Below are 4,656 nucleotides of genomic sequence, written 5' to 3'. Positions count from 1 at the left end.
TATGGGTCTTCCCCGATCATGGTGGCTATCTATGTAATGGCAGATGTACTTATGTGAATCCTTGGGTGGTAGCGCGTAACGATATTTTATGTAAAAATCTTTTGAGATGTTTAAATTGCGTAACCAAGGTCTGGAATGAAAATAACCTCCACCATTATTCAAACACCTTTTATATATGAGAATCATAGTTCTCATGCAGGCATAGTAACGGATCCAATTCTCGGTAAGCTAATAGGGGAAGGTTCGACAGCAGAAGTATTTGAAGATGTGAATGATTCATCTGCTTTATATAAAAAGTATGACCTTGTTGGTGACCAGTACAATGAGGTTCTGGAAATGGCAAGGCAAGAATCTGACCTTTTTAATGCTTTTTATGGCGATGAAGCATCAGTTGTCATACGGCATGGCGGTGATGTGTATCTCCGAATGCTACGCGTGCCCGGGACTCCTCTTAATGAAATAGATACAGCTGATATTCCTGATAACCTAGAGAGTCTTTATCTGCGCTTGATATGTAAACTGAATGAATTAGGTGTAATACATTACGATCTCAATACAGGTAATATGCTGTACGATAAAGAAAGTGAAAGCTTATTTCCAATAGATTTTCGCGATATTTATACTGAATATTACGCTGCAACCAAAAATGACAAAGAGATTATTGATCGGCGATTACAAATGCGTACAAATGATTTCTATTCATTATTAAACAGGAAATATTTATAGGTGCTATTTTCATGGATGAAAAGTCTCTCTATGCCCATATCCTTAACCTGTCAGCACCGTGGCAGGTACAATCCCTTTCCCTTGATGAAAAATCTGGTTCAGTGACAGTCATTGTCGGTATTGCTGAGCACACACAACTGACCTGTCCAACCTGCGGTAAACCCTGCCCCATACATGATCACCGGCGTCGCAAATGGCGTCACCTCGATACCTGTCAGTTCACCACACTGGTTGAGGCTGATGTCCCACGCGTTGACTGCCCACAGCACGGTTGCCAAACACTACCGGTTCCCTGGGCTGGGTCAGGCAGCCGCTACACTTTTTTGTTCGAGGCCTTTGTTCTCTCATGGCTGAAAGTCAGCACAGTGGATGCCGTCAGAAAGCAGCTCAAACTTAGCTGGAATGCCGTGGACGGCATCATGATGCGCGCAGTCAAACGAGGCTTAGCCCGGATAAAGCAGCCCTTATCGGCCCGTCACCTCTGCGTGGATGAAGTCAGCTTCAAAAAAGGACACCAGTACGTCACCGTTATCTCTGACAGGCAGGGACGAGCTTTGCAGCTGACCGATGATCGTGGTGTAGAAAGCCTTGCCAGTTATCTACGCAGCCTGAGAGATCACCAGCTTGATGAGATAAAAACGCTGTCGATGGACATGAACGTGGCTTATATCAGTGCAGCCCGAATCCACCTCCCCAATGCCGTAGATAAAATCGCCTTCGATCATTTCCATGTGGCAAAAATGCTGTGCGCCGTCGTTGATAAAACCCGCCAGGCTGAGATGAAACAAATCCCGTCGTCAGACAGGAAAGACGCCCACCGCTCACGTTACCTGTGGTTTTACAACAAAAAAAACCGCCTCGGGCGCCGAGCTGAGAGGTTAGAAGTTGCCCGGCTGGTGCTACCCCAAACGAGCCAGTGCTGGGTAATGAAAGAGCTTGCTCGCGATCTGTGGCACAGCCGGTATGACGAGCATAGCCGTAAGCTGTGGCAGGAATGGATGATGATGGCCAAAGACACCGGCATACCACTCATGGCCAGCGTTGCCCGCATGGTGGCAAAGCGCCTTTACGGCATCCTGAATGCAATGAAAAACCGGGTATCGAACGGCAATGCGGAGTCTCTGAACAGCAAAATACGGCTGCTGAGGATCAAATCACGAGGCTTCAGAAATAAAGAACGGTTCAAGCTGGGCGTAATGTTCCACTATGGGAAACTGAATATGGCGTTCTAAGTCTCCCACCATGATCGGGGAAGACCCAAATATATACAGTATTATCTATGATGCTATTCCTATTTTGCAAGGTGCTGCCGTCTTATTTCTCATAGCGTACTGTTCTGTCTCCATAAATAGTTTCTTTCAGCCTTATCCACAGAAACAGTGGGTAAACTTGTGGGGGAAAAAGGATAATTGTGGCCCCAAGGCTCCCCGCCCATAAATGGTCGGCTCGTCGCCTGCACTTCAGCTGTCCCGCGCCGATGGCGCAGTCCGGCTTTCACAGAGTCACGCGAGCGCGTCTCTGTCCTTCGGATAGCAAGCGATACCTAAAGGTCAATATCCTACACAAGTAGATTGGTATTGCTGCTTTAACTGCCGTAGATAGGGCCACCGGAGCTATTGCTGTCACATCTATCCGTTGCGGGTTGTACCCAGTTCATAAAGCATTATCGCTGTCAGTTTCTTTTGTCTTCGACCGTTAACCAGAGGTGATACTTTAAGATCGTCTGCTTCGCAAAAAAACGGCTTAGCAGGGCGGAGGGATGGTTTGTGGAATATTGACGCCTGTACAGCCTACGGCTGGCTTACGCGACACTAACCAGTGATTATATATGGGAATGCCTTTGTCGCTTACATACCCTTACGGGCATAATATTTCGCATGCGAAATGTTGATAAACTCACTGATTTATTATATATCTATATTGATATATAACTAGGTTTTATAGTATAATAACTCTATTGAGATATGGAAGGCCGCTTCTCTCCGGGTTGTGGAAAATAATAGAATTTGGTGTGGATCAGAGGCTGATGTTGGAGAGTATTTATTACTCAGTTCCACGATGTCGCCTTCTTGTAGGTCATAAATAGGGGAAAAGAAGTGATTACTTATATTACTGATGTAAGAGAAGGCGAATCAGACTTTCTGCCTAATATTTGTCATCTGGAATTGATTGTGAAAAGTCTTGATGGTGTTTTGCTGATGAGCCAAGTAGCACCTGAAAGTGGTTGGACATACTGCGAATTGGCCGCTATCCAACAAGAATCGTTTGATGAGGGGGCAGATGCTTACTTAGGAGATCATTGGATAGGATCTACCGAGGTATGATGTGACTAGACTTAGCTCATTTACTGAAATACTAAACAAGAAATTGCAAGGTGAAGATAGGGTGTGAATATCTATAATAATCTGATTTAAAATGCTATTTATTTTCTGTTTCAATGTACTGGCGGGCATGATTTTTCGCATGCGAAATTTTGATAAACACACTAATTTATTATATATCATTGTTGATATTTAATTGAGTTCTATAGTATAATAACTCTATTGAGAGACGGAAGGCCGTTTCTCACTACCGGCGAAACGCCAGACTCAAAGGAGTAATCAAATGAATGTTTCACAAACTGAAATTAAAACCTCAAAAGTAAAAAAATCCACCCGTAAAGCGCCAGCGGTCGCAAATGACGCACAAGCATTGGCTCAGGTACTGGAACAGACGCTGATAGAGTATGTTCCTTTGTCCCGTTTGGTCAAATCACCACTGAATGTGCGCCTTATTCCCTATTCTGTTGAGAGCGTAACCAGCCTTGCCAATACGATTGCGTCTATTGGGCTGTTGCAAAATTTGGTGGCACACGACCTTGAGAGCGGACAGTTCGGCGTCGCCGCAGGGGGGCGTCGTTTGGCTGCGCTCAATATGTTGGTTGAACGTGGGGTNTTAAACGTGTACCGGAAGAACTGGCGGTTGCCGCCTCCATGACAGAAAACGGTGAGCGTAAGGATATGCATCCCGCCGAGCAGATTGTGGGGTTCCGCTCAATGGCAGCGGAGGGGAAAACACCGGCACAAATTGGTGACTTGCTGGGCTATAGCTCACGGCATGTACAACGTGGACTGAAACTGGCCAGTCTGGCTCCCGCTTTGTTGGAGGCACTGGCAAAAGACGAGATAAACCTCGAACAATGTCAGATTCTGGCACTGGAAGACAGTCAGGAAATACAGGCGCAGGTGTGGGAACAGGCACAACAGACCTACAGTCAATCCCCGTCAAACTGGCAGTTGCGCAATCTGATCACTGATCAGGAAGTGAGCATTAAAAATAACAAAAAGTTTGCTTTTGTCGGACGTGACGCACTGGAGGCGGCAGGTGCTGTTATTCGTACCGACTTATTCAGTGATGAAGATGAGGGCTGGATTGATCGTGCCTTACTTGACCGTCTGATCCTTGAAAAGCTGGAGGCTATCGCAGTAGCTATTCAGGAAAGTGAGGGTTGGTCATGGTGTGCTCACCAGATAGATCCAATCGGTTGCTGGGGCGACGATTTACGTAAATACAACATTATGCGAGAGCCAGCGCCGGTCTATACCGAATCGGAGCAATCCCATATCGATACATTGACGGCGGTACTGGAAGAAACTGAAACCCACGATGATGAGAATGACATTCAGCAACAAATTGAAGATTTTGAATCTGCTGTTTCAAGTCGTGGATGGACGGCAGATCAGAAAGCACAAAGCGGGGTGGTGGTGTCGTTTGATAGCGGTGATTTGACGTTCCAACGTGGGGTGATACTGCGTGGAAATACCGCACCGAATGAGACCCCGCAAAACAACCTTGCACAAATCTCACCCTCCCCCAAAGAAAAAGGGCTGTCGGCGGCATTGATCACCAGTTTGTCATCAGAGCGGACATTAGCGGTTATGGCGGCACTGG

Annotated in this window: 3 protein-coding genes and 1 pseudogene; all 4 read left to right on the top strand. The window is 46.3% G+C overall.

What is annotated here, in order from left to right; translation table 11 throughout:
• Positions 1-135 precede the first annotated feature (135 nt).
• On the top strand, positions 136-726 hold the full coding sequence (locus AEP37_RS22400; protein WP_049615399.1) for an OspG family effector kinase: 591 nt from the start codon (positions 136-138) through the stop codon (positions 724-726).
• Positions 727-737: 11 nt separating this feature from the next.
• Complete coding sequence (locus tag AEP37_RS22395; protein WP_049615398.1) at positions 738-1,958, top strand: ISL3 family transposase; 1,221 nt, start codon at positions 738-740, stop codon at positions 1,956-1,958.
• An 864-nt stretch (positions 1,959-2,822) separates the two neighbouring features.
• Positions 2,823-3,050: a hypothetical protein gene (locus AEP37_RS22390; protein ID WP_049615397.1), complete on the top strand. Its 228-nt coding sequence runs from the start codon at positions 2,823-2,825 to the stop codon at positions 3,048-3,050.
• Between the two features lie 648 nt (positions 3,051-3,698).
• A pseudogene (locus AEP37_RS26715) lies at positions 3,699-4,656 on the top strand (ParB/RepB/Spo0J family partition protein); the annotation flags it as partial.

Origin of the sequence: Yersinia pekkanenii (assembly GCF_001152565.1) — a bacterium.
Taxonomy (GTDB): Bacteria; Pseudomonadota; Gammaproteobacteria; order Enterobacterales; family Enterobacteriaceae; genus Yersinia; species Yersinia pekkanenii.
This window is presented reverse-complemented; position numbering and strand designations above follow the sequence as displayed.

Coding starts and splice junctions, on each gene's coding strand:
- AEP37_RS22400 (WP_049615399.1), top strand. CDS start 136: ATGAAAATAACCTCCACCATTATTCAAACACCTTTTATATATGAGAAT.
- AEP37_RS22395 (WP_049615398.1), top strand. CDS start 738: ATGGATGAAAAGTCTCTCTATGCCCATATCCTTAACCTGTCAGCACCG.